The organism is Edaphosphingomonas haloaromaticamans (assembly GCF_001853345.1).
GTDB lineage: Bacteria > Pseudomonadota > Alphaproteobacteria > Sphingomonadales > Sphingomonadaceae > Sphingomonas_E > Sphingomonas_E fennica.
The window spans coordinates 4,245,157-4,271,385 of sequence record NZ_MIPT01000001.1; the positions used below are offsets into that span (position 1 = coordinate 4,245,157).

A 26,229-nucleotide genomic window follows, 5' to 3' on the forward strand; every position below is an offset into this window, starting at 1 on the left:
ACGGCGTGCAGCTGGCCGTGCGCGTCACCCCGCGCGGCGGCCGGGATCAGGTGGCGGGGCTGTGGCGTGACGCAGCCGGGCGATGCTATCTGGCGGTGAAGGTGGCGGCGGCACCCGCCGACGGCGCCGCGAACGATGCGGTGCGGGCGCTGCTGGCCAAGCGGCTGGGGCTGGCGCGGGGCGATGTGGCGCTGGTCCATGGCGCGACATCGCGGGAAAAGAGATTCAGGCTGGCGGGCGATCCCGCGGCCCTGGCGAAGAAACTGGCAGAATTGGGACAGGCGGAATGAGCGCGGAACGGATCGACGGCAAGGCATATGCGGCGGGCCTGCGCCAGCGGCTGGCGGCGGCGGTGCCCGCGTTCGAGCGGGCGACGGGCCGCGTGCCCGGCCTCGCCGTGGTGCTGGTGGGCGAGGACCCGGCGAGCGCCGTCTATGTCCGCTCCAAGGGCAAGGCGACGGTGGAAGCAGGCATGGCGAGCTTCGAGCACAAGCTGCCGGCCGACACCTCCGAGGCCGATCTGCTGGCGCTGGTCGACCAGCTGAACCGCGACGCAACGGTGGACGGCATCCTCGTCCAGCTGCCGCTGCCCAGGCAGATCGACGAGCAGCGGGTGATCGCCGCGATCGATCCGGACAAGGACGTGGACGGCTTCCACGTCGCCAACGCCGGCCGGCTCGCGGTGGGCCAGCCGGGCTTCGTGCCCTGCACGCCGCTCGGCTGCCTGATGCTGCTTCAGGATCGGCTGGGGGACCTTTCCGGCATGGAGGCCGTGGTGATCGGCCGTTCCAACATCGTCGGCAAACCGATGGCGCAGTTGCTGCTGGGCGCCAACTGCACCGTAACCATCGCCCACTCGCGCACCCGCGATCTGCCCGCCGTGGTGCGCCGCGCCGATATCGTCGTGGCCGCCGTCGGCCGGCCGGAAATGGTGAAGGGCGATTGGCTGAAGCCCGGCGCGGTGGTGATCGATGTCGGCATCAACCGGGTGCCGGCCGCCGAGGAAGGCAAGACCAGGCTGGTCGGCGACGTCGACTATGCCAGCGCCGCCGAGGTCGCCTCCGCGATCACGCCGGTGCCGGGCGGCGTCGGCCCGATGACGATCGCGGTGCTGCTGCGCAACACCCTGGTGGCGGCCTTCCGCCGCGCCGGATTGGCCGCGCCGGAGGGACTGTGATCCAGGCGGCGCTGCTGCTGCTCACCGCGGCAACCGCGCCCCCTGCCTCCATCGGCGCCGAACAGGCCGAGCGCGCCTTCGCCGCCATGGCGCAGCGCGATGGCCAGTGGACCGCATTCCGCGCCTATGCCGCCAGGGACGGGCTGATGTTCGCGCCCGAGCCAGTGAAGGCGCAGGCTTTCCTCGCCGGCCGCGAGAACCCGCCGGTCCCGGTGATGTGGTGGCCGGCGACGGCGATCACCGCCTGCGACGGCAGCCTCGCCATATCGACCGGCCCGTGGATCGGCGCGGCCGAGGGCGGCACCGGCACCTTCACCACCGTGTGGCGGCGGCAGGCCGACGGCGGCTGGAAATGGCTGCTCGACCATGGCCGGTCCACCCCGGCCTTCGTGCCCGCCGGACGGGCGGTGGCGCATATGTTCCCCGATTGCAGCAGCCGCGCGGAAAAGCCGGCGCGCGCGCAACGGCTGGCCGAGGAAACATCCCTCGCCCCCGACCGCAGGCTCGCCGCCGATGCCGTGCAGCAGCGCGAAGGCCGCATGCCGGAAAAGGCCGTGCGCACGCTGGCCCTGCAACCGCAAGGCGCGCTGATCGCGGAAGGCCGGTCGGACGATGCGACGCTCGCCTGGCAGGCCCATGCGCTCAAGGGCGGCAAGCCCGGCGCCCATGACCTTGCCGTCTGGCAATGGCGCGGCGCCGATGGCTGGCGGATCGTGCTCTACGAGACCATAGGGATCGAATGATCGAGCTGTTCATCTCCGCCTTCGTCACCTTCTTCGTGGTGATCGATCCGCCCGGCTGCGCGCCGATCTTCGCCAGCCTCACGGCCGGCGCGACGGCCGCGCATCGCCGGGCGATGGCGGTGCGCGCGGTGATCGTGGCGGCGTGCATCCTCCTCGTCTTCGCCTTGTTCGGCGAGGATTTCCTGCGGGCGCTGGGCGTGAGCCTGGATGCCTTCCGCATCGCCGGCGGCATCATGCTGTTCGTGATCGCGATGGAGATGGTGTTCGAAAAGCGCACCCAGCGCCGCGAGGACCGGGCCGAGAAGATATTGCAGGAGCATGTGGAGGACGTTTCGATCTTCCCCATGGCCATCCCGATGATCGCCGGCCCCGGATCGATCGCCAGCGCCATGCTGGCCATCGGCAAGAGCCACGGCTGGGTGGAAGGCGCGGTGGTGCTGGCGGCGATGGGCGCGATCCTGCTGCTGACGCTGGCGGCCCTGCTCGCCGCCGGGCCGCTGATGCGGCTGGTCGGCCAGAATGTGGAAGCCGTGGTCTCCCGCCTGCTCGGCGTGATCCTGGCGGCACTGGCCGCGCAATTCGTTATCAACGGCATCCACGGATCGTTCGGGCTGGGGTGAGCCGGGCACGACCGCAGACTATCGCTTCACGACCGCCCACGAATCGTGGAGCCGCCGCCCCATTCTCCCACCGGGCCGCGGCCCCTACCCCCGCACGCGCCAGAGGCGGAAGGGGGATCCCTTGGGGAGGGCCACGGGCTGCAGCCAGTCCGGCGCCTTGTCGTCGCGCAGGCGGGTGTAGAAGCCGTGGGGGGCCTCGCTCGCATAGACGGTCGATTCGGACATGCCGGGGCAGATCAGCACCATCGTCACCCCGTGCCGGGCGATGATGCCGCGCGCCTGTTCCGCCGATCCGCGGAAGGCGTGCTGCACGTCCAAGATCGCCTGCTGGTTGCGATGATAGGGGCCGGCGATCGCCTTGTGATGCGTCATCGCGATCAGGCGGGGGCCGAAATCGACGAAGGTGAGGATCGTCGCCGCCGGCATATGCGCGATCGGCCGTAGCGCCGGCAGGGTCGGGCAACGGCGGTTGGCGGTGTTGATCGCCTTGCGATAGGCGTTCGGCGCCTCCGCCGGGATCATGTCCACCGCAAGCCGGCCGAACATGCCCGTCACCACCAATACCAGCAGCGCCGGCACGCCGATGCGGGTTAGCGGCCGGGCCTGCCGGCGCGCCCAGTTCAATCCCGTCCAGCCGAGCGCCGCCGCCCCCGGCACCGCGAGCAACTGGGCGGCAGCCCCGGCGCGGAGCTGCCACAGCAGCATTGCGGCGGCGGTGGTGGCCAGCAGGCCGGCGCCGATCCACGGCATCAGCATCGGCGTGCGGCGCGCGCGCCAGATCGCGAAAAGGCTGCCGATCAGGCCGATCACCGGCAGCGCCGCCGTGGGCAGCGCCACCCGCCAGCCATGGGTGTAGATCGGCCGCGCCTCGCGCACCTTGCTGAGCCACAGCCTGTCGAGTTCCGGCGAGACGCCTTCGGGGCGTGACAGGCAATGCGGCCAGGCCAGCGCGAAACAGCCGCCGATCACGGCCGCCGCCAGCACCGCCAGCGCCAGCCGGGCGGGCCAGCCGCGCACCGGCAGCAGGGAAAGACCGACGAGGAGCGCGCCGCCGCCCAACGCCGCCGAAAGCCATACCGGCGACAGCGCGTCGCACACCGCCCCGCGATTGTCGTTCGAGGCGAAGACCAGGAAACCGATGGCGCAGCCGGCCGCCAGCGACACGCCATAGGCGCGCAGCCGTTCCGCCTCGCCCCCGTCCACCACCCAGCGCAGGCCGGTGATGCCGGCGATCAGGACCAGATAGGGGAACATCTCCAGCCCGATCACCAGCGACAGCGCGGTGGCGATGCCGATCGTGGCCCCGCCCCGCGCCTGGCGCGGATCGGCCATCCCGGCGACGGCAAGGGCAAGGAAGGCGAGCTGCCAGCCGTGATGATCGATGCGCAGCGGCGTCCACATCGCCATCGCCTGCCCGCCGAAGACGAGGATCAGCAGCCCCAGCGCGAAGGCGGCGGGCGCCACCAGCCGCCGCACGGCCAGCGCCATCGCCGCCATCGATGCGCCGAGCGCGAACAGGGGCGCGATCGCCGCCGCCCATTTTTCCGCCATGATGCCGCCGATAAAGGGGCGCAGGCCCAGGATCAGGCCCGCGATCGGCAGGTCGACGAGGCGCGACCAGTGGATGTTGGCGCCGCCCGGCGGATCGAGCTTATACTGGCGCAAGTCGAACCAGGCCTGCCCGTCCAGCCAGGCGCGCACTTCCGCCAGCCGGAGATTGTCGTCGGTGTCGAGCAGCGCGAACCAGCGGATCGCCCCCCATTTGGACGCGATCATCGCTATGGCGGCGATCGCCCAGAAGAGCAGCACCCAGCGCAGCCAACGGCGCGCGAACGGATCGTCTTGCACACTTCCCATAAGTGTTTTCCGCCATTAGTGGCTCGGGGGCAAAGGGCAAGCGGACAGACATGAACGGCACCATCGGCCCCTGGGCCCAGTATCGCGCATTGCTGGCGCAATTCTTCCGTTACGCGCTGACGGGCGGGCTCGCTTCCTTCGTCCATCTCGGCCTTTACTGGTCGCTGGCGGAGCTGGCCGGCGTCGCGCCGATGGTATCGAACCTGCTCGGCTTCTCGGCCGCGGTGGTGGTCGGCTATGTCATCCACAGCCATTGGAGCTTCCGCGGCCACGGCCGGCGCGGCAACCTCGCCCGCACGGGCGGCCGCTTCATCGCGGTGTCGCTGGTCGGCCTCGCGCTCAACAGCTTCTGGGTGTGGCTGTTCGTGGAACGGCTGGGCGGGCCGACCTGGTGGCCCATGCCGTTCATGGTGACGGCCACGCCGCTGCTGGTGTTCTGGCTCAACCGCCGCTGGGTGTTTGCCTGAGATCGTTCCGGCCTTGCCCCCGGAATAGCGGCGCTACAGCCCCTTCTGCCAGGGCAGGCGATCGAGATCGACATTGCCGCCGGTGAGGATCACCCCCACCTCGGCGCCCTTCACATCCACCTTCCCTTCGATGAGCGCCGCCACCGGCACGGCGGAACTCGGCTCGATCACGATCTTCAGCACCTCCCACACCAGCCGCATCGCCTCGACGATCGCGGCCTCGCTCACCGTCACGAAATCGTCGAGTAGGGCCGAAAGGATGAGGAAGCCGTTGGCGCCCAGCGTGGTGCGCAGGCCGTCGGCGATCGTATCGGGCGGATCGCCGGCGACGCGCTCGCCCGCCTTCCACGATCGCCAGGCATCGTCCGCCTGCGCGGGTTCGGTGGCGATGATGCGGATCGACGGCTGCAGGGTGCGCGCGGCGACCGCCGTGCCGGACATCAGCCCTCCGCCGCCCACCGGCGCCAGGATCGCATCCAGCGGGCCGGCCGCATCCAGCAATTCCATCGCCGCCGTCCCCTGCCCCGCGATCACCATCGGATCGTCATAGGGATGGACGAGGGTGGCCCCGCGCGCCGCCACGATCGCGGCCGCCGCCGCTTCGCGCGCGGCGATGGTGGGCGCGCAGAATTCCACCTGCCCGCCCAGACGCAGCACCGAATCGACCTTCGCGCGCGGCGCATTTTCCGGCATCACGATATAGGCCGGCACGCCGCGCGTCGCCGCCGCGAGGCTGAGCGCCGCGGCATGGTTGCCCGACGAATGGGTGACGACGCCGCGCGCGGCCGCCGCCGCATCCAGCGCCAGCACGGCATTATGCGCGCCGCGTGCCTTGAACGCGCCGATCCGCTGGAAATTCTCGCACTTGAAGGCCAGCCGCGCGCCGAGGATATCGTCCAGCCGGCGCGACCGCAGCACCGGCGTATGGTGGACATGGCCTTCGATGCGGATCGCGGCCTCGGCGACGTCGGCAAAGCTGATCGGCAGATCGGCGGTCATGGCAGGCGCTCCGTCAATGGGCCAGCTTCAGGCCGGCGATGCAGCCGACCAGGCCGACGATCAGCGCCAGCCGCACCGCGTTGATCGGCTCGCCGAACCAGAGGATGCCGACGATCACGGTGCCGAGCGCGCCGATCCCGCCCCACACGGCATAGGCCGTGCCCATCGGGATGGAACGCGAGGCGATCTCCAGCAGCGCCATCGACAGGCCGACCGATACCAGGAATCCGAACGTCCACGGCACGTTGCGGAATCCGTCGACGAAGCGGAGGCAGGTGGTGAAGCCGACCTCGAAACAACCACCCAGCACAAGCCACAGCCACGCCATCGATTTTACTCCTCCCACATCGCGACCTGCGATAGTCTTCCCCGCCATGGCAAAGCGCGGACGCGAGGGCAAATCCGGGGGCATCGGCAATCGCATCGCGCCGCCGCGCTTCATCGCCGGCGGCGTGATCGCGGTCGTCGCCTCCGCGATCTTCTGGGGCGCCAGCCGGGACTGGCGGCTCGCGATCCTGCTGGGCTTCGATGCCGCCGCGATCGTGTTCCTCGTCTCCTGCATATCGCTGTTCGACAATGAGGCGAGCGAGATGCGCGCCGCCGCCAAGGCCAATGACGCAAACCGCGTCGGGCTGCTCGTCATCACCGGCGTGGTGATGCTGGTGATCCTCGTCGCCATCGGTGCCGAATTGCGGCTGGGGCAGCAATCGGCCGGCGCCGCGATGCTGATCGTCGCCACGCTGGTGATCGCCTGGCTGTTCAGCAACATGGTCTATACCCTGCACTATGCCCATCTCTTCTACAGCGAGGGGCCGGAGGGCGGCGACAGCGGCGGCCTGGGCTTCCCCCATGTGCGCGAGCCGGACTACTGGGATTTCGCCTATTTTTCCTTCACTTTGGGAATGACGTTCCAGACATCGGACGTCGACATCTTCGACCATGATATCCGGCGCACCGTGCTGCTGCACAGCATCGCCGCCTTCGTGTTCAACATCGGCGTGCTGGCCTTCACCATCAACGTGCTGGGGGGATAAGGGGCAAGCCCTCCCTATTCCTCCTGCATCGCGGCCAAAGCGGGGCCGTCCAGCCGCCACGGCTCCCAGCCGGTGGAATGGTAGCCGCCGATGCTGCGGTAGAAGCGCTTGGCATCCTCGTTCCAGTCGAGCACCGCCCAGTCGATCCGCGCGCAATCGCGCTTGCGGGCCTCCTCCGCCAGCCCGCGGAACAGGGCGCGGGCGATGCCGGCGCGGCGCGCCTCGGGATCGACGAACAGATCCTCCAGATAGAGGCCGTGCCGGCCCGTCCAGGTCGAGAAATTGAGGAACCAGAGCGCCAGCCCCACCGGCCGGCCGGCCAGCTCCGCGATCAGCGCGAAGACCTGCGGGTCGGGGCCGAACAGCCGGTCGGCCAGCATATCCTCCGTCGCCCGCACGGCATCGGGCTGGCGCTCATAAGCGGCGAGCGCGCGGATCATGCGGAGAATCTCGCCGACGTCGGCGGGTGCGGCAGGGCGGACGGTAACGGTCATTGGGCTCCTTCCAGATTGCCCATCGGCACGGGCTTGCGGCGGGCGGCCAGCAGGCAGCCGCCCGCGATCAGCATCGCGCCGGCGACGGTGAAGGCGCCGACATGCTCGCCGAAGACGAGATAGCCGAGGATGCTCGCCCAGATGAAGGCGGTATATTCCACGGGCGCGAGATAGCTCGCCTCCGCCCGGCCATAAGCCCAGGTGAGCAGGAACAGCGATATGGTGGCGAGCAGCGCCGCCCCCGCCAGCGCCGGCAGGTGGACCGCATCGGGCACCACCGCCAGCCATGGGGCCGCCAGCGCCAGGAACAGGCCGACCATGATATTCTGGTAGAAGGCGACCTCGCGCCCGTCCGCCACCAGCGCCTGCCGCCGCATCAGGATGATGTTGTAGGCATAGCAGACGGCGGAAAAGAGAATGGAGATCGCGCCCAGCAGCGCCCCTTCCCCCAGCTCCGCCCGCGCCTGGCCGGCGAGGATGGTGGCGACGCCCGCCAGCGCGATCAGCGAGGCGAGGATGGCGCTGCGGTCGATCCGCTCCTTCAGCAGCCATGCGGCCAGGAACAAGGCAATCAGCGGCGCGATGAAGGTGAGCGCCACCGCCTGCGCCATCGGCACCCGCGCCAGCCCCCAGAAGAAGGTGACCGCCATCACCGTCGCCACCGCGCCCCGTCGCACATGGATGGCCAGCACCGAGGCCGCGGGCCAACCCGGCCGGCGGCGGAAATGGGGCATCGCGGCGATGGCGGCGCCCGCGAAGGAGCGCCACAGCAACGTGTTGTAGGTGCCGATTTCCAGGGTGAGCCCCTTCATCAGCGCATCCATGCAGGAAAATACGGCGATCCCGGCCATCGCCACCGCGAAGGCGATGGCGGGCGGCGTGTGGCGGCTCATGCCGGTCCGGTCACCAAGAATGAACGCCTCCCCTGCTCACCACCCAACGAAAGCCACGCCCCACGCCGGGGCGGATCGACGCTACACGCCATCCGCATCTGATCCAGGGACTGCCGCTCTCGAAGCCGGCGGATGCTATTCCGCCGCCTCGCTGGCCTCCGCCGCTGCATTGGCGGCCTCGATCTCGGCCGCCTTGGCCTCCACCAGCCGCACGATATGCTCGATCATGTCGGCATCCTCGACATGATGGTCGGTGACGCCGGAAAGGTAGACCATGTGCCGGCCGTTGCCGCCGCCGGTGATGCCGATATCGGTTTCCCGCGCCTCGCCGGGGCCGTTGACCACGCAGCCCAGCACCGAAAGCGACATCGGCGTGGCGATATGCTTCAGCCGCTCCTCCAGCTTCTCCACGGTGCGGATCACGTCGAAGCCCTGCCGCGCGCAGGACGGGCAGGATACGACGCGCACGCCGCGCGTGCGGATGCCCAGCGACTTCAATATCTCGTAGCCGACGCGCACTTCCTCTTCCGGCTCGGCCGAAAGCGAGACGCGGATCGTGTCGCCGATGCCGGCCCAGAGCAGGTTGCCGATGCCGATCGCCGATTTCACCGTGCCGCCGATCAGCCCGCCGGCTTCGGTGATGCCCAGATGCAGCGGGCAATCCACCGCTTCGGCAAGCTGCATATAGGCCGCGACGGCGAGGAACACGTCCGACGCCTTGACCGCCACCTTATATTCGTGGAAATCGTGATCCTGCAGCAGCTTGATATGATCGAGCGCGCTTTCCACCAGCGCTTCCGGGCAAGGCTCCCCATATTTTTCGAGGAGGTCCTTCTCCAGGCTGCCGGCGTTCACGCCGATGCGGATCGCGCAGCCATTGGCCTTGGCGGCGCGCACCACCTCGGCCACGCGCTCGGACGATCCGATATTGCCGGGATTGATGCGCAGGCACGCCGCCCCCGCATCCGCCGCCTCCAGCGCGCGCTTATAGTGGAAATGGATGTCGGCGACGATCGGCACGCGGGCCGCGCGCACGATCTGGCGGAAGGCCGTCGTCGATTCGACATCGGGGCAGGATACGCGGATGATGTCCGCGCCGGCTTCCTCGCAGCGGCGGATCTGATCGATCGTCGCCCCGGCATCGCTGGTCGGCGTGTTGGTCATCGTCTGGACCGTGACGGGGGCATCGCCCCCCACCGGCACCTTGCCGACCATGATCTGGCGGGATTTTCGGCGCGCGATATCGCGCCATGGGCGAATGGACATGAACCCGTCTATAGCCTCTGGCGTTGACGACTCAAAGACACGACCGGGAGCAGGATCATAACCTTTGGCAAGATTTCGCCGCCGCCCCGGCGGCATTATGGCTTGGACTGGCTTCGCATCGCCGCCTTCGTCCTCCTCATCGTCTACCATATCGGCCTGATGCTGTCCCCCTGGGACTGGCATGTGAACGGCGAGGAGCCGGTGGAATGGATCGTCTATGTGCTGGTGGCGATGAACCCGTGGCGGATGATGCTGCTGTTCATCGTATCCGGTTACGCCACCCGCGCCGTGCTGGCGCGCGCGCCTTCGATCCGCGCCTTCGTGCGATCGCGCAGCGCCCGGCTGCTGCTGCCGCTGATCTTCGGCGTCTGCTTCGTCGTGGTGCCCCAGCCCTGGATCGAGCTGCGGCAGAAGCTGGGCTATGCGCAGGGCCTCGGCCATTTCTGGCTGCATGATTATTTCGGCTTCGGCCCGCGCGACTATCACACGCTCGGCCTGTTCCACCTGTGGTTCGTGGCCTATATCTGGGTCTATTGCCTCGTCGTCGCGATCGCGGCCGCGCTGCTGCCCGAAGGCGCGCAGCGCAAGGCGCAGCGCTGGTTCGAACGCGCGCTTTCGGGCTGGCGGCTGGTGGTGGTGCCGGTCGCCTGGCTGCTAATCGTCCGCTTCCTGCTGATGCCGGGGGCGAGCCCCACCAACCATGTCGCCACCGACCTGCCCGGCCACCTCATCTACCTGCCCGCCTTCCTGTTCGGGTTCGGCCTGGCCCGCGCCGAAGGCATGTGGCCGGATATCCTGCGCCAGTGGCGCCCGGCGCTAGCGATGATGATCGTGGGCTATGCCCTGCTGCTCTGGCGGATGGCGGGCAATCCGGGGATGGACTGGCTGAAGCCGATGCATCAGGCGGAGCTCGGCCCGGCATCGCTGATGGGCTGGGGCGCGATCCTGCTGCTGTTGGGCGGGGCCGAACGCTGGTGGAACCGCGACCATCGCTGGCGCGCGACGCTGACGGAGGCGGTATTCCCCGTCTACCTCGTCCACCAGACGCTGATCGTGACGATCGGCTGGTGGCTGATCCGCCATAATCTGGGCGCGGGCGTGGAATTCCTGATCCTGATCCTCGGCACGGCGGCGGGCTGCTGGGCCTTTTACGAGGCCGGCCGCCGGATCGGCTGGCTGCGGCCGCTGATCGGCCTTTCCCGTCGCCAGGCGCGGCCCGCCGGTGTAGAGCGCCCGGCACCACCCGCCAGGAGCACGACATGACCGCCGCCGCCGATACGCCCCGCTGGACCATCGTCATCCACGGCGGATCGGGATCGATGCGGCGCGGCGTGCTTTCGGATGCGGACGATGCCGGCGGCCGCGCCGGGCTGAAGGCCGCGATCGACGCCGCCACGGCGATCCTTGCCGCCGGCGGCCCCGCGCTCGATGCGGTGGAGGCGGCGATCCGCGTGCTGGAGGATGATCCCCATTTCAACGCCGGCCGCGGATCGGTGTTCACGGCCGAGGGCCGGATCGAATGCGACGCCGCGATCATGGACGGCGCGACGCTGGCGGCCGGCGCGGTGGCCGGCGTGCGCGCCACCCGCAACCCGATCACGCTGGCCCGCGCGGTGATGGAGCGCAGCAGCCATGTGTTCCTGGCCGGCGCCGGCGCGGACGGCTTCGCCCGCGCGCAGGACATCGAATCCGCCCCGCCCGAATGGTTCGAGACGGCCGAGCGCCGCCGCCAGCTGGACGAGATTCTCGCCGATCCCGACGCGCCGTTCGATTCGGCGATGAAATATGGCACGGTCGGCGCGGTCGCGCTCGACACCCGCGGCCATGTCGCCGCCGCCACCTCGACGGGCGGGCTGACCGGCAAGAAATGGGGCCGGGTGGGCGATTCCCCGCTGATCGGCGCCGGCACCTATGCCGACGATCGCGCCTGCGCGGTTTCCTGCACCGGGGCGGGCGAATATTTCATCCGCCTGGGCGTGGCGCACGAGATCACCGCGCGCGTGCGCCTGGCCGGCGAGACGATCGAGGATGCAGCCGACGGTATGATCGCGGAGTTGACCGAGATGGGCGGCAAGGGCGGCGTGATCGTGGTTTCCGCCGACGGGTCGGGCGGCTGGGCGTTCAACACGCCGGGCATGTATCGCGCCATGGCGACCCACGACGCACCGCCGGAAATCGCCATCTACGGGGACGAGTAAGCCGGATTGCGCTGCCTTTCAGGCCGGGCGGCGCCCTACAGCCCCGCCAGCACCTCGCCCACCAGGTCCGCTTCGGCATCGTCATTATAGGCATGGAAGGACAGGCGCAGCACCGCGCCGCGCCGGTCGAACCGGCAGCCGGCGGCCGCCAGCGCCGCCTCCGCCGCACCATCGGCCCTGATGCAGAGCGTGCCGCCGAAGCCCCGCCGATCGGCCGGGAACCAGCGGTCGCCCGCCCGGTTCGCCACCCGCGCGGTGAGCCGGCGGTTGTGGGCGAAGATCTGCGGCACGCCGATGCCGGCGACGGTGGCGATGCCGCCCGCCGCCAGCGCGAAGGGCGCGATCGAAGGCGTGCCGCCCCAGAAGCGGCGGGCATCGGTGGCATAACGGAAATCGCGTATGTCGAAGGTGAAGGGATCGGCATGGCTGAACCAGCCCACCTCCAGCGGCTGCGCCCGTGCGGTGAAGGCGGCATCCGCCCACAGCCAGCCCGCGCCCGGCCCGCCGCACAGCCATTTGAGGCAGGAACCGACCGCCGCGTCGACGCCCCAACTCGGCATGTCGATCGGCACCACGCCGGCCGATTGCGCGACATCGACGATGGAGGCCGCACCGGTGCCCCGTGCCAGCGCGGCGATCTCCGCCACGGGCGCCACCGCGCCGCTATTGGAATGGACATGCATCGGCACGACCGCCGCCACGCCGGGATGGATCGCCGCCGCCCAGCTGGCCGCATCGGCGGGATCGCCGGTCAGCAGCTCCAGCCGGTAGCCCAAGGGGGCGAGCGCCGCCATCGCATAGCCGATCGAGGGGAAGCTCTGCTCCGACGCCAGCAATATGTCCCGCCCCGGCTCGCGCGGCATGGCGGAAAGCAGGCGGAACAGCGCGCCCGAAACATTGGCCTGCGGGCAATATTCGGCCGGCACGCCGCCCAGCAGCCCCGCCAGCCCCATGCGGAACTCGTCGATCGCGCCCAGCCAGTCGTCCCACGCGCCCGCGCCCTGCTTAGCCCAGGGCTGAAGCACCGCCGTCTCGATCCGCGATCGCGCGGCGTGGGGCAGCGCGCCGGCCGAATGGGCGAGCAGGTAAGGCCCGCCTTCCGGCACGTCGAACAGGGCGCGCCAGGGCGTCATGCGGCGGCGCCCGCGGAAAGGCTGTCGCGCACCCGGCCATAATCGCCACCCCAGGCATCGGTCATCGCCACGCGCACGTCCCAAAGCTCGGGGAAGAAGCGATGCTTCGCCCCCGCCTGCAACAGATCGACGGAACGCCCCTTCAGCGATGCCGATCCCATGCCGATCGAACGGTGGATCAGGAAAAGGTGGTGCCAGCGGAACTTGCCGAACAATTCGTCGAACTCGATCAGCGCCTCGGCCACCGCATAGGCCGCGTCATGGGCATAATCCTGGTCGTAGATCGACCGCACCGTCCGCCCCTCGGGCGTGAGATAATGGCTGACGAAACTGGTCCACAGATGCGGCGGCATTTTCAGAAGCGTGCGGAAACCCGGCGATTCCTGCCCGCTGCCATTGCCGAGCTGCAGGCGGATCTGCTGATATTCCTTGGGCGACATGGTTTCGAGCAGGTCGAGCTGCGCCGTCATCAACCGGAGCAGGCGGTGGCAGCGGCCCATCAGGGTCAGCACCCGATGGGTGTCGCGCGCCTGCAGATAATCGTCGACGTCGAGCAACGTGTAGGCGATCAGCTTCATCCACAGCTCCTCGACCTGGTGGACGATCTGGAACTGAAGCTCGTCGCGGTTGACGAATTCGTCAAACCCCTTCTGGCAGCCGAGCAGCGAGCCGGTATCGAGATAGAGCTCGTAATCGAGCGCGGGGGGAGCGCTCATCATCGCATAGAAAGCCTGCCGGTCCATCGCATCCTCTGGGTTCCTGTCGAACCGCCAGACTAGCAGCGGGGCCACGGAACATTGTTCGGGAAGGATGGGTCGGGCAGCGGGATTCTCGGCAGTCGTCCTTCCGATTGCCGATATACAGGCCATTCGTGCTACGATCCGGCATCACCGGAGATCATATGGATCGCATCGACCATCAACTGCTCGCCCTGCTGGAAGCCGATGCCCGGCTTTCCTTCGCCGATCTCGCCGAACGCACCGGCCTTACCAAGACGCCCTGCTGGAAGCGGGTGCAGGCGCTGGAGCAGGCCGGCGCGATCCGGGGCTATCGGGCGGCGATCGATCCGGCGGCGCTCGGCCTCGCCACCAGCGCCTTCGTGCGCGTCATCGTCGCCTTCGACCGGCATGACGCGTTCGAGGCGGCGGTGATCCGCCATCCCATGATCCTCGCCTGCCATGCCACGGTCGGCGAAACGGATTATCTGCTGCACGTGCTGGCCCGCGATCTCGCCGCGCTCGACGATTTCCTGCGCGGCCAGCTCTGGCGGCTGCCGGGGGTGGAGCGCTTCACCACCACCATCGCCACGCGGGAGATCAAGGCCGCCGGATCGATCACGGCCTGCGCCGTTGAGACGCCGACGCTCTAGCCGCCCCAAAAAGGGGGAGGACGGCCGGTCAGCCCCGATTTTCGATGAGCGGGCGCAGCACCAGCATGCCGGGCAAGGTGCTGAGCACGCCCATCAGCAGCGATATCAGGATGTCGGTCGTCACCGCATGCACCCAGCCGGCGACAGCCGCGAACAAGGCGGCGATCAGCAGCAGGGCGACGGTGCCCGGCGCCGGCATGAAGCGCGGGCGGGATGCCGCCGCCGGGCGCGCCAGCACGGCCGTGCGGGCCGGCGCCATGGGCGGCAAGGCGGTCGATCGCGCCCAGGCGCTGCGCACGCGGCGGTCGGCGATCGACGGGCGCGTGCGACGGCCGGGCGCGGGATGGGGGATGGCGGTTCCGGTCCGCCGCGAACGGAGGGCGGGCATGGCCATCATGCCGCTTCCATCATGAGGACGATATCCGGCTGCGTCACCGCAAGAGCCGGCCGGCCGGCGAGGCCCGCGATCACCTGGGCGATCTGCGTTTCGGAAAGATCGCCGCCGTTCAGCACCGCCAGCACTTCCGCCACGGCATAGCCCAAAGTGAACAGGAAGGCGGCGCGGCGCAGCCGTTCGAGATCGGCATTGGCGAGCGCGTGGGGAGAGCGCAGGCCCAGCCCCGCCGTCACCAGCCGGGCGAGGCGCGGCATCGCCGCCAGCCGGTGGAGGAGGCGCGCGCCGGGCATCCGTGCATCGCGCACGCCGATGGCGATCGCCCGCAAATGGGTCTGGGAAAGCCGGCCGCGCACGGATGCGCCCTCTGCCGGGCTCGCGACGGCGCGGCCCGCATGGTCCGACAGGGATGTGACGTTCATCGAAAGGCTCCAGGCCGCCGGGCGTTCGCGGCGACCTTCGTCGCGCACCGCCTCGGGGCATTTCACCGGCCCATATAGGTCGGCGAAACGATCATTCAAACTGAGGTAATTGTGACACTACCCATCTGCAAACCAGATGGATCAGGCCTGTTCGGCAATCCCCTGCTTCAGCCGCTCGATCAGCCAGCGCGCGGCTATGCCGGGAGGGCGGCTGAACTGCTGGACCAGATAGACGCGCAGCGAGAAATCGGGGATGCCATGGAGGTGCAGCCGCTTCAGCGTGCCTTCGGCCAGCGGCGCGGCCACGAAGTGCGCGGGCATGTGGCTCCAGCCGAAGCCCGCGATCAGGAAGGCCAGCCGCGTGCGCAGGTCGGCCACCCGCCAGATTCTCGGGCTGATCACGCCGCGGGTCCAGCCGCTCTGCCCGCTGCCGCTGGTCAGCACGATCTGGGTGAACTGCTCCAGATCCTCCCGCCCCACCGGCTCGGGTAGCGCCGCCAGCGGATGCCGGGCGGAGACGACCGGCACCATCTCCACATCCATCAGGAAATCGGCGTGCAGATCGGTCGCGCCCGTGGTCTCCAGCGCATAGATCGCCATCTGCACCGCCCCGCTGCGCAGATGGCGTTCCGGCCCGCCGATGCTTTCGGTCAGCACGGTCATCGGGATGGTCGGGAACTGCCGTTCGAACGCGGCAAGGCAGTCCATCGCGATCGCCGGCGGGAACAGGGGATCGATCGCCAGCCCCAGCTCGGGCTCCAGCCCCTCCGCCATCCGCCGCGTCCTGACCCGGAGCGCATCGGCAAGATTGATGATCCGCCGCGCGTCGATCAGGATCGACCGGCCGGCTTCCGTCATCTGCGGGATGCGGGTGGCGCGGTCGAACAGGGCCACGCCCAGCGCGTCCTCCAGCGATCGCACGCTCTGGCTGATCGCCGATTGCGCGCGCATCAGCTTGCGCGATGCGGCCGAGAAGCTGCCGGCATCGGCGATCGCCACGAAGATGCGGAGCTGATCCAGGGTGAGCTGATCGAGCATCGCGCGGCAGGCTATCCCAATTCCGCCGCCGGCGGAATCGGCCTTGTCCCGGCCGCACCCCAAAAAGCGTCGCGGCGGGATCGTTCGGCCCCGCCGCCGGTTGAACCGCGCGGCCCCGCAATGGCATATCCGTTTCGGCGGCGGCACCCCTTGTGTTGCAAAATAGCCACACCATATCGCCCGGCGAAAGGGAGGGACCATGAACCTCGAAAAATTCACCGATCGCGCCAAAGGCTTCCTGCAATCGGCGCAGACCGTGGCGATCCGCCTCAACCACCAGCAGATCACCCCCGAACATATATTGAAGGCCCTGCTGGAGGATGAGCAAGGCATGGCCGCGGGGCTGATCCGCGCCGCCGGCGGCCAGCCCGAAACCGCGATGCGCGAAACCGATGCCGCGCTCGCCCGGATTCCCGCCGTATCGGGCAGCGGCGCCCAGGCCACGCCGGGCCTGACCAACGATGCCGTCCGCGTGCTCGACCAGGCGGAGCAGATCGCGACCAAGGCGGGCGACAGCTTCGTCACCGTCGAGCGCCTGCTGCTCGCCCTCGCCCTTTCCAGCACCGCTGCCGGCAAGGCGCTGGCGGCGGCCGGCGTGCACGCCGACAGCCTGAACCAGGCGATCAACCAGCTCCGCAAGGGCCGCACCGCCGACACCGCCGGCGCCGAGGACCGTTACGACGCGCTCAAGAAGTTCGCGCGCGACCTCACCGAGGCGGCGCGCGACGGCAAGCTCGATCCGGTCATCGGCCGCGATGAGGAGATCCGCCGCACCATCCAGATCCTCGCTCGCCGCACCAAGAACAATCCGGTGCTGATCGGCGAGCCCGGCGTGGGCAAGACCGCCATCGCAGAGGGGCTGGCGCTGCGCATCGCCAATGGCGACGTGCCCGATACGCTGAAAGACCGCACGCTGATGGCGCTCGACATGGGATCGCTGATCGCGGGCGCCAAATATCGCGGCGAGTTCGAGGAGCGCCTCAAGGGCGTGCTCGACGAGGTGAAGCAGGCCGAGGGCGACATCATCCTGTTCATCGACGAGATGCACACGCTGATCGGCGCCGGCAAGTCCGAGGGCGCGATGGATGCCTCCAACCTGCTGAAGCCGGCCCTGGCGCGGGGCGAGCTGCACTGCATCGGCGCCACCACGCTCGACGAATATCGCAAATATGTGGAGAAGGACCCCGCGCTCCAGCGGCGGTTCCAGCCCGTCTTCGTCGGCGAGCCGACGGTGGAGGACACCATCTCCATCCTGCGCGGCCTCAAGGAGAAATATGAGCTGCACCACGGCGTGCGGATCACCGACGGCGCGCTGGTATCGGCCGCCACCCTCTCCAACCGCTACATCACCGATCGCTTCCTGCCCGACAAGGCGATCGACCTGATGGACGAGGCGGCCAGCCGCCTGCGCATGGAGGTGGAGTCGAAGCCCGAGGAGATCGAGAATCTCGACCGCCGGATCATCCAGCTCAAGATCGAGCGCGAGGCGCTGAAGAAGGAGACCGACCAGGCCTCCAAGGACCGCCTGGGCGCGCTCGAATACGATCTCGCCCAGCTCGAGCAGCAATCCGCGGAGCTGACGACGCGCTGGCAGGCCGAGAAGGAGAAGATCCACGCCGAGGCCAAGATCAAGGAACAGCTCGATGCCGCGCGCATCGAGCTGGACCAGGCGCAGCGCAGCGGCAACCTCGCACGAGCCGGCGAGCTCAGCTACGGCGTGATCCCCCAGCTCGAAAAGCAGCTAGGCGAGGCGCAGGCCGCTTCCGAGAGCGCGATGCTGCGCGAGGAGGTGACGAGCGAGGACATCGCCTCGGTCGTCAGCCGCTGGACGGGCATTCCGGTCGACAAGATGCTGGAGGGCGAGCGCGAGAAGCTGCTCCATATGGAGGAGGAGCTGGGCCGGCGCGTGATCGGGCAGCAGGACGCGGTTTCCGCCGTCGCCCGCGCCGTGCGCCGCAGCCGCGCGGGGCTACAGGACCCGAACCGGCCGCTCGGCTCCTTCCTGTTCCTCGGCCCGACGGGCGTGGGCAAGACGGAGCTGACCAAGGCGCTGGCCGGTTTCCTGTTCGACGACGATTCGGCGATGGTCCGCATCGACATGAGCGAGTTCATGGAGAAGCATTCGGTCGCCCGCCTGATCGGCGCCCCTCCCGGCTATGTCGGCTATGAGGAAGGCGGCGTGCTGACCGAGGCCGTGCGCCGGCGCCCCTATCAGGTGGTGCTGTTCGACGAGGTGGAGAAGGCGCACAACGACGTGTTCAACGTGCTGCTCCAGGTGCTCGACGACGGGCGGCTGACCGACGGCCAGGGCCGCACGGTCGACTTCTCGAACACGCTCATCATCCTCACCTCCAACCTGGGCAGCCAGTTCCTGTCCAGCCTGCCCGATGGCGCGGACGTGGAATCGGTGGAACCGCAGGTGATGGACGTGGTGCGCGCGCACTTCCGCCCGGAATTCCTGAACCGGCTGGACGAGATCATCCTGTTCCACCGGCTGGGCCAGGAGCATATGGGCCCGATCGTCGACATCCAGGTCGCGCGCGTCCAGAAGCTGCTGAAGGACCGCAAGATCGCGCTCTCGCTCACCGATGCGGCGCGCGCCTGGCTGGGCCGGGTCGGCTACGATCCGGTCTATGGCGCCCGGCCGCTGAAGCGGGCGGTGCAGAAATATCTGCAGGACCCGCTGGCCGACGCGATCCTGAAAGGCGAAATCCGCGACGGATCGCTCGTCACCATCGACGAGGGCGATGGCGCCCTGGTGCTGAAGACGGGCTGAGCGGCATGGGAGGCGGGTTCACACGGACCCGCCTCTTTTCATGTCGCGATCACATCCCGCCCCGTTCGCGGGCCGGATTGCGGCTGCTGGCATCGGCGAGCGCGAAATAGCGGCAGAGCAAATCCCGCTCGGCCGGGCTGATGAATGGATTCCATACGTCGAAGATCAGCACGGCGCGCAGCTGATCGCTGTCGTTCCAGGCCTCATGCTCGATCGTATCGTCGAACGCAAAAGCCTCGCCGACCCGCCAGCTCCGCGTTTCCCCGCCGACCCGGAAACCGCACCCTTCGGGCACGATCAGCGGCAGATGAATGATCGTGCGGGTGTTGGTGACGCCGGTATGCGCCGGAATCCGGGTATGGGGCCGCAGGATGGAGAAGAAGACGGTGGGCGCGCGGCCGGGTATCTCGGCCCGGGGAATGGCCTCCAGCACCTTCACCGTGCGGGGACACAGGGCATGCGCCTCCGCATTGGCAACGCCATATTCCCAAAGGAAATAAGCGCTCCAGTCGAGCGAGTTGTCGAGCGGGGTCCACTTATTCTCCGGCGTGCCCCGGTCCATCGCGACATAGGGCCGCATCGGCTGCGACCGGGCGAGCAGCGCCTCGAATTCGGTTCGGATGGTTTCGGTATTGGCCTCCAGCTCGGCAAGCCAGGGGAAATGATCCCGGTCGAAGAATTCGTAGGCCGGCAGGAAGGGATAATGCACGCCGGAGCATTCATTCCGGTAGATCCGGCGGCGGCCGAAGGCGTTGTCGAGGCAGGCATCGAAGCGCCGCAGCGCCGCTGGCGGGACATCCGCCCGCGCATCGGCCATGCCCTGCTCGACCTCCTCGGCGAAGGCCTGCGTCTGCTCCGCAACGAAAGCGCGCGCATGCGCCAGCACATCGACGAGCGCCGGCGGCACGGGATCGAGGCCGGCACTGAGGCTGAGCACCGCCTGCCACGCCTCGACCGCATGCGCCGTCTCGCCAAGGCGCTCGTGCAATTCCGCGCTTCGCAGCCGACCCATGAAATGGCGCTGATCGATGGCGAACACACGATCCAGGCTCTGGCGTTCGCCCGCGGCATCACCCTGCTCGCGCTGGGCCCGCGCCAGATTCATCCAGAGGGCGGGCTCTGTCGGATCGGCCTCTGCGGCGCGGCGGAAATGGCTTGCCGCATCGGTAAAGTCCCGCGCCGCCAGCGCCGCCATTCCCCTGGCGTTGTTGGCGTGCGGATTATCGGGATCGATCGCCAATATGGCATCGATCAGACGGCGTTCCTCGGCTTGGTTCCCCTGTTGACGCGCACTCGCAACCGCCTGCAGCAGGCGGCCTACTCGTTCATCCTGATGTTTCATCGTCCCCCACGGACACGCCCCTCTGGCAAGGCGGAATTGACCCTGGTGTAAGGAGTAATGAGATGGCGGGAGCGGCGCAAGCGGCCTCGCCGGCTTGTGGCGTCGATGCGCAATGTGCGATCAGTCTGCGCGTGACCGACAAGCAGATATCAGCGCTCGACGTGGTTCGCGACGCCGAATGGCTCCCCCACCGCTATGATCCCCAATATGATGCCGTCCATTTCCGGCACACGCCGCGCGACGAGCATGAGCGGGCAACCTTCCTGACCGACGACTATCTGGCACAGGAAGCGCCCAAGCTGGTGCTGCGCCGGGACGAAGCGGCCGGGGCCGCGCCGGCGGAGGCCCCGATCCACTATATCTTCCATTCGGCCTTCTGCTGTTCGACCCTGCTCGCTCGGGTGTTCGAGCGGCCCGGTTACGCGATGGGGCTGAAGGAGCCCGTCCTCCTCAACGACCTGGTGGGCTGGCGCCGCCGAGGCGGCGAGCCGAAGCGGATCGCCATGGCGCTCGACCATGGGCTGCGGCTGCTGGGCCGTCCATTTTCGCCGGGCGAAGCGATCGTCATCAAGCCATCCAACATCGTGAACATTTTGGCCACCGCGATGCTGGGCATGCGCCCCAATTCACGGGCCTTGCTGCTCCATGCCCCCCTCCGGACCTTCCTCACTTCGGTTGCGAAGAAAGGAATGGACGGAAGGCTTTGGGTGCGGGAGCAGTTGCTGGGCCAGATCATGGACGGCCTGACGCCGTTCGGTTTCAGCGAGAAGGATTATCTCGGCCAGACCGACCTGCAGGTCGCGGCCGTTGGCTGGCTTGCCCAGCAGTCGCTCTTCACCGATCTGATCGCGCGTTTCGGAGAACGGGTCCGCAGCCTCGACAGCGAGACGCTGACGGCGCGGCCCGAGGAGGCGCTTCGCGCGCTTTCGGCCTTTTACGGTCTTCCCTTGAGCGATGCGGCCATTGCCGAAATCCTGGCCGACGGCGCATTCACCCGCCATTCGAAAACCGGCAGCGATTTCGGCATCGATGCCCGAGCCGCCGAATATCGCACCGCCACCGCAACCCATGGCGACGAGATCGAGAAGGTCGCGCACTGGGCCGGGATCGTCGCCCAAGGCGCGGGGCTTTCGCTGACGCTCAAGGCGCCGTTGCTGGACTGATCCGCGCGGATCCTCCTCCGGTAACGCTCAGACTATCCCTCAACCCATAAAAAAGGGGCGGTCCCGAAGGACCGCCCCCAATTTTTTGCAATCGATCGACCGCTTAGAAGCGGACGCGACCACCGATCGCGAAGCGACGGCCCAGAGCGTCGTAGGTCGACGGATAGGTGTTGCCGCTGTTGTAAGTTGTCGAACCGATCGAATTGCCGACAACCGGCGGCTTCTTATCGAACAGGTTGGTAACCGTAAACGTAACGTCGAAATTATCCGAAACCGCGACGCGAGTCGCAAGATCGAAATAGTCGTAAGACTTGATCTTGCGGAAGCCCGGCTCGACGATGCAAGCTTCGGGATCAGCGCCGTTTGGATCAACGCAGCCCACAGCCGCCTCCTGGTCCGCCTCAAACTGCAGCGGCTCGAACTTCACGCCATCGATATGGCGCCACAGGAACGACACATCGACCTTCTCGAAGCTCAGCGTAGCACGGGTATTCCAGCTCAATTTCGGCTGGATCGACCCCGAAAGACCGCAGTTTATGCTGTAATAGCCGACACACTCGCGGTTAATTGAGGTATCGGTGGCCTTAAACTTCTGGCTGTTCGTCCAGTTACCGTTGAACGTCAGGTTAAGCGTCGCGAAATCGAACTGATGGCGATAATTCATCGTCAGATCGATACCGTCGGTCGTGATCGTACCCAGGTTGGACAGGTTAGCAATCAGACCCAGCGTGGTCGCAGGGTCACCATCCAAACCGCCTGTGGCCGGGTTACGACCAAAGGACTGACAGGCGACACTCGTGGCAGAGCTTGCCGTCACATCATCGAAGCAGGCGCTCATGATGTCATCGACAGTCGGCGTCGTGATCGCCTTCTTGATCTTGATATTATAATAATCGATCGTCAGCGAGAAGCCCGGCACAACCTTCGGCTGGATCACGGCACCGATGACATAGCTGTCGGCCTTTTCGGGGCGAAGATTCACATTACCGCCCGTGGTAATGTTGATCTGGCCAGAACTTGGCTGATTGATCGTACCGATCTGATTGAGCGGTGCCCCCTGAGCCACGCAGACCGCAGCCAGATTCGCATCGTTCAACGGCGCCGAGCCAGCACAAGGATCAACCGCAAGGTTAGTCAGACCAGTGGTGACTGGCGTAAACAGCTCGCCGATGTTCGGGGCGCGGACCGAGCGCTGATACATACCGCGAAGCTTGACATCTTCAATCGGAGCCCAGGTACCGCCAGCCTTCCACGTCGTGGTCTTGTAACTGGGCGACGTCGGAGCGTCCACGCTGTAGCTCGAATAACGGATACCCGCTTCGAGTTGCAAGCTATGGAAGAACGGACGATCAGTAACCAGCGGAGCGATTAATTCGCCATAGGCTTCGTATACGTCATAACCACCGTCAATATTCGGCGCAGCGCCACCGGCACCGCCCAACTCGCCCGGAGTCTGCGCGAGCAGATCGGACTCCTGCTTTGCGCCATATTTCCGATATTCGCCGCCTACGGCAAATTGGATGGGGTCCTCCGCAAACGGGCTAGCGACGCCGAAATCACCGCTGACGAGGGCGCGGACCTGAGCCAGCGTCGAACGAACCGAAACCGTCGAATTGGCGGTCAGATACGGGATCTGGTCCGGGTTGATGCTACCGTCGCCACCAAAGATGTTAAGCGGCACGCATCCTTCGTTCCCGCTGAGACAGCTGGTGGTGTTGGTCGCCATCAGCGCATCGCGTGTGCGCGACATCAGCATATACCCGCGCTGGGTCTGCGTATTCTCGCTCTCGCCATAGGCGCCCGCCACATCGAAATTGATCGTGTCGGTGATGCTCCCCCGCACGCCCAAACGATAATCAAAGATAGTGGTCACATAGTCGCTTATGCGCGGGCCAAATTCGGTCGCACGGCGCAACACGTTAGTGGTGAAGGTACGGAAATCAGCACTCGTTGGATCGGTTGCAGCCGCAGCTGCCGAACAAGCGGCCGCGGAAAGGCCATTTGCGTTACAGAACTGGTTGCGCACAGCCTCGGGCAGATACGGATTGCTGTACGGAATTTCCATCGAGCTGTTGAAGATACCCGATGGTGCAATGATCGTCGACACGGTGTTCTTGGAGAACATACCGCGCGTGTAAACCTCAATACCATCGGCAACTTCATAGTTCGCCTGGCCAAACATGTTGAAACGCTCGAACGGCGTCTGGAACACGTTATATGGATTGAAGTTGAAGCTGGCGTAGATCGGAACGAGCGTACCGGTTGTCGGATCGATCTGCAGAACGCCGCTGCCGGGGACGGAGAAACGCGCCGGCACCGCCGTACCCGAACCTTCGGGCTGGCCGTTATAAGAGTTGATGCTCTCGCGCGAGTAAGGACGATCGCTCTGATAAACAGCATCGGACTGCTGATAGCCAATGCTGAAAACGGCATTACCTTTACCATCGTCAAAATTGCCGCCGATGGTGGCGTCGACGCGGAATACGTTTCCGTCACCCTCTTCGGTGATCTGGTTGCTAATGTTCAGCTCGACACCCGAGAAGTCCTTCTTGGTGACGAAGTTGACCACGCCGGTGATCGCGTCGGCACCATAGGTGGTGGAAGCCCCGCCCGTCAGCGAGTCGACGCGTTCAACGAGGGCCAGCGGGATGTTGTTAAGGTCGACACGACCGCTCACGTCACCGGGAACGATACGCGTGCCGTCAAGCAGAACGACGTTGCGACGCGAACCGAGACCGCGAAGGTCGACGTAGGAGGCACCGCCGTTGCCGTTGTTAACGGCCGAACCAATGCTGGCGACCGCGCCCGGCATGTCGCGGAGAATCTCTTCAGCGGTGTTCGACTGACGGAGCGCGATTTCCTCACCGCCGATCACCGACACCGGGCTGGTGGCGACGATGTTCGGATTCTTGATGAGGGTGCCGGTCACGACGATCGTGCCGGTATCTTCCGCCGTGCTGGCGGTATCATCCTGTGCGAAGGCCGGCGCGGCGACGAGCGCGAGGCCGATGACCCCCGTGCTCAGTGCCGAACGGCCCAGGAATTTCTGCGTTTTGGTCACTATCCAGTCCCTTATTCTGGAGTGTGGTCGGGCCGTGGCGCGGCCCAATGTCCCAACCGTCCGGCAGCCAATGCGCGACAGACGCGCAGCCGACCCCCTCCGGCATGGCTCGGGTGATGCCGGATGGGCTTTACGCTTGTAAAGCTGAGGTTCAGGTAAAATGGCGGTTCGCCATTCGCTGTCGCACAAATGCAACAGTGGCCGAGCAGGCCGGGCCATGGCATTCTAGCTGCTGCGCAATTTATCGGCAATTTGGGGAGGTTTCGATGAAATTTTCGGCAAGCGGATGGGTGGCGGCCACCTGTGTCCTGGCCACACCAGCACTCGTGCTTGCCGCGGAGCAGCGTGAAGGGAGGCCCGAAATCTTCACCAAGTTGATCGAGTGCCGATCGATCGCCGATGCCGCCCAACGGCTCGCCTGCTACGACGAACGGGTGGCCGCCCTCGACACCGCCGAGGCCCAGAGCGACGTCGTCGTGGTCGACAAGGGGCAGGTGCGCAAGGCCAAGCGAACGCTGTTCGGCCTGAGCCTGCCGGCGCTGACCATCTTCGAAGGCAACGACAAGGAGAAGGCGCGCGAGGAGGAGATCAAGGAGATCGAATCGACGATCAAGGAGGCGAGCCCGCTGAAGGGAACGCAGGATCGCTGGGTGATCGTGCTCGAGGATGGCGCCCGCTGGGTGCAGACGGAAGCCAAGCGCATCAACCGCGCGCCCAAGCCGGGCATGTCGATCAAGATCCGTCAGGCGGCGCTGGGCAGCTATTTCGCCAATATCGACGGGCAGACCGCCATCCGCGTGCGCCGCGAGAATTGAAGCGCGCCGTCACGAACTGGACAGGCCGGGGCGGCCGTGGCGGCATTCCATTCCTGGGGTCGCATCTATGACGATGCGGCCCATGGGCGTTGCGGCGGGGAATTATAGCCGCCTAGCCGGCCCCGATCGCCCAAGCGTGTGCCGCCGACGGCTCACTGGAATGTCGTTCGGCCGTCATCATCCTCGTCGCGCATGCGAAAGAACTGCATGAACTGGATGAGGAGGTCCGCGCGCTCGGCGATGGTGGGGCTTTCGAGCAGGGCCTGCTTTGCCGCCACGTCGAAGGGCGCGATCTGGGCGATGCCGTTGACCAGCGATTCATCGTCCAGCCGCGCCACCGCGTCCCAATCGACCACATAGCCGCGCGCGGTGGCGAAGCGCTTCGATTCCTGTTCCAGCGCGGCGCGGATCATCAGCTCCAGCGGCTCGCTTTCGGCATCGTCGTCGAAATCGTCGAAGCTCGCCTCGATCTGCCGGAACAGCGTGGGGCGGTCGAGCTCCGCCGCCACGCGGAAGCGGCTCTGTCCTTCCAGCACGATGTTGAAGCGGCCATCGTCCAGCGCCTCGACATGGGCGATACGGCCGACGCAGCCGATGTCGTAGAGCGCGGGCGGGTGCCCTTCCCTTTCGGGTTCGCGCGGCTGGATCATGGCGATCCGGCGATCGCGGGCCAGCGCGTCCTTCACCAGCGCGCGATAGCGCGGCTCGAAGATATGGAGCGGCAGCAGCGCGCGCGGGAACAGCAGGGCGCCCGCCAGCGGGAAGATCGATAGGCGAACCGACGCGCCCGCCACGGTCATGTGAACAGCACGGCCGAAAGGCGGCGGCGCTGGGCGCTCACCCACGGATCCTCGAGCCCCACCGCCTCGAACAGGTTGAGCAGGCGCGCGCGCGCGGCGCCTTCGTTCCACGTGCGGTCGCGGGCGATGCTTTCGAGGAGGGCATCGGCCGCGCCGTCGCGGTCGCCC

At 67.3% G+C, this 26,229-nt stretch carries 27 protein-coding genes; 12 read left to right on the forward strand and 15 right to left on the reverse strand.

Translation table 11 applies throughout. The annotated features are described in order from the left end of the window. Positions 1-5: 5 nt before the first annotated feature. From BHE75_RS19765 to BHE75_RS19780, 4 genes are read left to right on the forward strand one after another with little or no spacing between them, the layout of a single operon-like run. Positions 6-290 carry a DUF167 family protein gene (locus BHE75_RS19765; protein WP_015458381.1) on the forward strand — a complete coding sequence of 95 codons (285 nt, stop codon included), beginning with the start codon at positions 6-8 and terminating at the stop codon, positions 288-290. After that, a complete protein-coding gene (gene folD, locus BHE75_RS19770) occupies positions 287-1,177 on the forward strand; it encodes a bifunctional methylenetetrahydrofolate dehydrogenase/methenyltetrahydrofolate cyclohydrolase FolD (protein ID WP_015458382.1) in 891 nt (296 codons plus the stop codon). The genes BHE75_RS19765 and folD overlap by 4 nt, the downstream gene beginning before the upstream one ends. After that, positions 1,174-1,920 carry a hypothetical protein gene (locus tag BHE75_RS19775; RefSeq protein ID WP_070934973.1) on the forward strand — a complete coding sequence of 249 codons (747 nt, stop codon included), beginning with the start codon at positions 1,174-1,176 and terminating at the stop codon, positions 1,918-1,920. The genes folD and BHE75_RS19775 overlap by 4 nt, the downstream gene beginning before the upstream one ends. Continuing rightward, positions 1,917-2,540, forward strand: coding sequence for a MarC family protein (locus BHE75_RS19780; RefSeq protein WP_070934975.1), 624 nt, complete (start codon positions 1,917-1,919; stop codon positions 2,538-2,540). The genes BHE75_RS19775 and BHE75_RS19780 overlap by 4 nt, the downstream gene beginning before the upstream one ends. An 84-nt stretch (positions 2,541-2,624) precedes the next feature. Here BHE75_RS19780 and BHE75_RS19785 read toward each other — a convergent pair whose 3' ends face one another. Then, complete coding sequence (locus BHE75_RS19785; protein WP_070934977.1) at positions 2,625-4,397, reverse strand: hypothetical protein; 1,773 nt, start codon at positions 4,395-4,397, stop codon at positions 2,625-2,627. Between the two features lie 50 nt (positions 4,398-4,447). On the opposite strand from BHE75_RS19785, the gene BHE75_RS19790 reads away from it, so the two are divergent. Continuing rightward, entirely contained in the window at positions 4,448-4,864 is a 417-nt protein-coding gene (locus tag BHE75_RS19790) for a GtrA family protein (RefSeq protein ID WP_015458386.1), read from the forward strand. Between the two features lie 33 nt (positions 4,865-4,897). Here BHE75_RS19790 and BHE75_RS19795 read toward each other — a convergent pair whose 3' ends face one another. Together BHE75_RS19795 and BHE75_RS19800 are read right to left on the reverse strand one after the other, a co-directional pair. Then, positions 4,898-5,863 (reverse strand): threonine ammonia-lyase, encoded by a 966-nt coding sequence (locus tag BHE75_RS19795; protein WP_015458387.1) that lies wholly within the window; start codon positions 5,861-5,863, stop codon positions 4,898-4,900. A 13-nt stretch (positions 5,864-5,876) separates the two neighbouring features. Continuing rightward, a complete protein-coding gene (locus BHE75_RS19800) occupies positions 5,877-6,191 on the reverse strand; it encodes a DMT family transporter (RefSeq protein WP_015458388.1) in 315 nt (104 codons plus the stop codon). A gap of 46 nt (positions 6,192-6,237) precedes the next feature. On the opposite strand from BHE75_RS19800, the gene BHE75_RS19805 reads away from it, so the two are divergent. Beyond that, a complete protein-coding gene (locus BHE75_RS19805; protein ID WP_070934979.1) occupies positions 6,238-6,897 on the forward strand; it encodes a DUF1345 domain-containing protein in 660 nt (219 codons plus the stop codon). Between the two features lie 14 nt (positions 6,898-6,911). Here the strand turns inward: BHE75_RS19805 and BHE75_RS19810 are convergent, their stop codons facing one another. From BHE75_RS19810 to ispG, 3 genes are all read right to left on the reverse strand, one after another. After that, positions 6,912-7,391 carry a GNAT family N-acetyltransferase gene (locus tag BHE75_RS19810; RefSeq protein ID WP_070934980.1) on the reverse strand — a complete coding sequence of 160 codons (480 nt, stop codon included), beginning with the start codon at positions 7,389-7,391 and terminating at the stop codon, positions 6,912-6,914. Beyond that, positions 7,388-8,284 (reverse strand): DMT family transporter, encoded by an 897-nt coding sequence (locus BHE75_RS19815; protein WP_070934982.1) that lies wholly within the window; start codon positions 8,282-8,284, stop codon positions 7,388-7,390. The genes BHE75_RS19810 and BHE75_RS19815 overlap by 4 nt, the downstream gene beginning before the upstream one ends. Positions 8,285-8,419: 135 nt before the next feature. Then, positions 8,420-9,550 carry a flavodoxin-dependent (E)-4-hydroxy-3-methylbut-2-enyl-diphosphate synthase gene (gene ispG / locus BHE75_RS19820; protein ID WP_015458392.1) on the reverse strand — a complete coding sequence of 377 codons (1,131 nt, stop codon included), beginning with the start codon at positions 9,548-9,550 and terminating at the stop codon, positions 8,420-8,422. Between the two features lie 102 nt (positions 9,551-9,652). Here ispG and BHE75_RS19825 point away from each other — a divergent pair, with 102 nt between their 5' ends. Together BHE75_RS19825 and BHE75_RS19830 are read left to right on the forward strand one after the other, a co-directional pair. Continuing rightward, positions 9,653-10,813, forward strand: coding sequence for an acyltransferase family protein (locus tag BHE75_RS19825; protein ID WP_245896991.1), 1,161 nt, complete (start codon positions 9,653-9,655; stop codon positions 10,811-10,813). Further along, positions 10,810-11,748, forward strand: coding sequence for an isoaspartyl peptidase/L-asparaginase family protein (locus BHE75_RS19830; RefSeq protein ID WP_070934986.1), 939 nt, complete (start codon positions 10,810-10,812; stop codon positions 11,746-11,748). Before BHE75_RS19825 ends, BHE75_RS19830 begins: the two co-directional genes overlap by 4 nt. Before the next feature lie 35 nt (positions 11,749-11,783). Here the strand turns inward: BHE75_RS19830 and BHE75_RS19835 are convergent, their stop codons facing one another. Next, a complete protein-coding gene (locus tag BHE75_RS19835; RefSeq protein ID WP_070934988.1) occupies positions 11,784-12,881 on the reverse strand; it encodes an aminotransferase class V-fold PLP-dependent enzyme in 1,098 nt (365 codons plus the stop codon). After that, positions 12,878-13,672 carry a tryptophan 2,3-dioxygenase family protein gene (locus BHE75_RS19840; RefSeq protein ID WP_254684511.1) on the reverse strand — a complete coding sequence of 265 codons (795 nt, stop codon included), beginning with the start codon at positions 13,670-13,672 and terminating at the stop codon, positions 12,878-12,880. The genes BHE75_RS19835 and BHE75_RS19840 overlap by 4 nt, the downstream gene beginning before the upstream one ends. A 110-nt stretch (positions 13,673-13,782) precedes the next feature. Here BHE75_RS19840 and BHE75_RS19845 point away from each other — a divergent pair, with 110 nt between their 5' ends. Further along, entirely contained in the window at positions 13,783-14,250 is a 468-nt protein-coding gene (locus tag BHE75_RS19845; protein ID WP_015458397.1) for an Lrp/AsnC family transcriptional regulator, read from the forward strand. A 28-nt stretch (positions 14,251-14,278) separates the two neighbouring features. Here the strand turns inward: BHE75_RS19845 and BHE75_RS19850 are convergent, their stop codons facing one another. The 3 genes from BHE75_RS19850 to BHE75_RS19860 form a co-directional block, all read right to left on the reverse strand. Continuing rightward, entirely contained in the window at positions 14,279-14,644 is a 366-nt protein-coding gene (locus BHE75_RS19850) for a hypothetical protein (protein WP_191225228.1), read from the reverse strand. Next, a complete protein-coding gene (locus tag BHE75_RS19855) occupies positions 14,644-15,066 on the reverse strand; it encodes a hypothetical protein (protein WP_139181781.1) in 423 nt (140 codons plus the stop codon). The genes BHE75_RS19850 and BHE75_RS19855 overlap by 1 nt, the downstream gene beginning before the upstream one ends. A 141-nt stretch (positions 15,067-15,207) precedes the next feature. Then, a complete protein-coding gene (locus BHE75_RS19860) occupies positions 15,208-16,104 on the reverse strand; it encodes a LysR family transcriptional regulator (RefSeq protein WP_070936177.1) in 897 nt (298 codons plus the stop codon). 199 nt (positions 16,105-16,303) lie between these two features. Here BHE75_RS19860 and clpB point away from each other — a divergent pair, with 199 nt between their 5' ends. Beyond that, positions 16,304-18,880 carry an ATP-dependent chaperone ClpB gene (clpB, locus tag BHE75_RS19865; RefSeq protein WP_070934993.1) on the forward strand — a complete coding sequence of 859 codons (2,577 nt, stop codon included), beginning with the start codon at positions 16,304-16,306 and terminating at the stop codon, positions 18,878-18,880. 49 nt (positions 18,881-18,929) lie between these two features. Here clpB and BHE75_RS25390 read toward each other — a convergent pair whose 3' ends face one another. Next, positions 18,930-20,222, reverse strand: a complete 1,293-nt coding sequence (locus BHE75_RS25390) for an aspartyl/asparaginyl beta-hydroxylase domain-containing protein (protein WP_139181782.1) — start codon at positions 20,220-20,222, stop codon at positions 18,930-18,932. Positions 20,223-20,284: 62 nt separating this feature from the next. Here BHE75_RS25390 and BHE75_RS19875 point away from each other — a divergent pair, with 62 nt between their 5' ends. Continuing rightward, positions 20,285-21,385 (forward strand): hypothetical protein, encoded by a 1,101-nt coding sequence (locus BHE75_RS19875; protein WP_084653376.1) that lies wholly within the window; start codon positions 20,285-20,287, stop codon positions 21,383-21,385. Between the two features lie 103 nt (positions 21,386-21,488). On the opposite strand, the gene BHE75_RS19880 is transcribed toward BHE75_RS19875, so the two are convergent. Next, positions 21,489-24,449, reverse strand: coding sequence for a TonB-dependent receptor domain-containing protein (locus BHE75_RS19880; RefSeq protein ID WP_070936182.1), 2,961 nt, complete (start codon positions 24,447-24,449; stop codon positions 21,489-21,491). A gap of 263 nt (positions 24,450-24,712) precedes the next feature. Here BHE75_RS19880 and BHE75_RS19885 point away from each other — a divergent pair, with 263 nt between their 5' ends. Next, positions 24,713-25,261 (forward strand): hypothetical protein, encoded by a 549-nt coding sequence (locus BHE75_RS19885; RefSeq protein ID WP_070934997.1) that lies wholly within the window; start codon positions 24,713-24,715, stop codon positions 25,259-25,261. A gap of 152 nt (positions 25,262-25,413) precedes the next feature. Here BHE75_RS19885 and BHE75_RS19890 read toward each other — a convergent pair whose 3' ends face one another. Next, positions 25,414-26,061, reverse strand: coding sequence for an LON peptidase substrate-binding domain-containing protein (locus BHE75_RS19890; protein ID WP_070934999.1), 648 nt, complete (start codon positions 26,059-26,061; stop codon positions 25,414-25,416). Continuing rightward, positions 26,058-26,229 (reverse strand): tetratricopeptide repeat protein (locus BHE75_RS19895; protein ID WP_139181859.1); only part of this gene is annotated, 172 nt, incomplete at its 5' end. The genes BHE75_RS19895 and BHE75_RS19890, both read right to left, overlap by 4 nt.